This is a genomic window from Flavobacterium sp. Arc2 (assembly GCF_041431385.1).
Lineage (GTDB): Bacteria > Bacteroidota > Bacteroidia > Flavobacteriales > Flavobacteriaceae > Flavobacterium.
On record NZ_JASMRH010000067.1, the window covers coordinates 1 to 1,245 of the forward strand.

Sequence of the window (1,245 nt, forward strand, 5' to 3'; positions counted from 1 at the left end):
ATGTGGAATTCTTTCTTTTTAGGCTAACTAATATTTATGCCTAATTTTTATCGCTCCACAGGTTTTCGACTTGATCCGAATTATCTGCGAATCATTAATTGTTCTATCAATATAAAATACAACGTTGTAAAGCTTGTTGGTAAAGTGATTAAATCGAAATGATTATAATTAATTTCTAGCAAATAGAGTATTAAATATTGATTTTGGACTTTATTCTGCTTAAGGTTTCTTGTGAAATGTTGATATAGGAAGCTACTATTTTATTTGGTAATCGTTTAACGATATTTGGGTTTATTTTAAATAATTGATCATACCTTTCTGCTGCGTCTAAAGTGGTAAACGACATTAATCGTTTTGAATTATTGACATATGCCTTTTCTAAATAGATGCTGTAGAAATCCTTCCATTTTGGGATAATTGTCATGAGATATCTAAAATCATCGTGACTAATATAGAGGAGCTCAGAGTTTTCAATCGCCTGAATAATTTCCTCAGCAGGCTCATTTGTTATAAAACTAACAAGGGCTGTGGCAAATTGGTTTTCAAAAGCAATATATCGAGTAACGTCTTTTCCTTCGTCATTTATAAAAAAAATTCGCAAGCAACCTTTCTTTACAAAATAACTATATTGACTAATATTTCCATGTGAAAGTAAAATATCATTTTTACCTTTTTTAATAATTTTAAAATAGGAAAGAATGATTTTTAAATCATCATCGCTCAGATCAATATTTTTTTTTAAGTAACTAGTAAGCTCGCTGTGTGTATCCATTTATTTGTAGTCTCTGACAAATTTACGATAATGAATAATATCTTCAATAGACAAAACAATCAAATCGTGCTCTTCGGCACATTTTAAAATAGTATCGATTTTAGCCATTGTTCCGTCGGGGTTCATTAATTCGCAAAGCACTGCTTCTGGTTGCAGACCTGCTAATTTCATTAGATCAATACTCCCTTCAGTGTGTCCTTTTCGATCAAGAACCCCATTACTTCTTCCGCGTAGAGGAAAAATATGACCAGGTCTTGCTAGGTCATTACTCTTGGCATTTTCATTACATGCTACTTGAATAGTTTTTAACCTGTCTGCTGCCGAAACACCTGTGGTTACCCCTTCTTTTGCTTCTATAGAAATTGTGAATGGAGTTTGAAAACTACTTGTATTTTCCGGATCAGGAACAAAACCTGGGGAGAAGTTTTGCAAAAATGAATATTTTTGCATAATTAACTTTGAGATATGACTTC

At 32.0% G+C, this 1,245-nt stretch carries 2 protein-coding genes; both read right to left on the reverse strand.

Features of this window, described 5'->3' with window-relative positions; all coding sequences use genetic code 11:
- Positions 1-190: 190 nt before the first annotated feature.
- Positions 191-772, reverse strand: a complete 582-nt coding sequence (locus QO182_RS19465; protein WP_371563730.1) for a Crp/Fnr family transcriptional regulator — start codon at positions 770-772, stop codon at positions 191-193.
- Positions 773-1,245, reverse strand: a 473-nt coding sequence (locus QO182_RS19470; RefSeq protein WP_371563733.1) for a 3,4-dihydroxy-2-butanone-4-phosphate synthase, incomplete at its 5' end; no start/stop codon positions are given.

Coding starts and splice junctions, on each gene's coding strand:
- QO182_RS19465 (WP_371563730.1), bottom strand. CDS start 772: ATGGATACACACAGCGAGCTTACTAGTTACTTAAAAAAAAATATTGAT.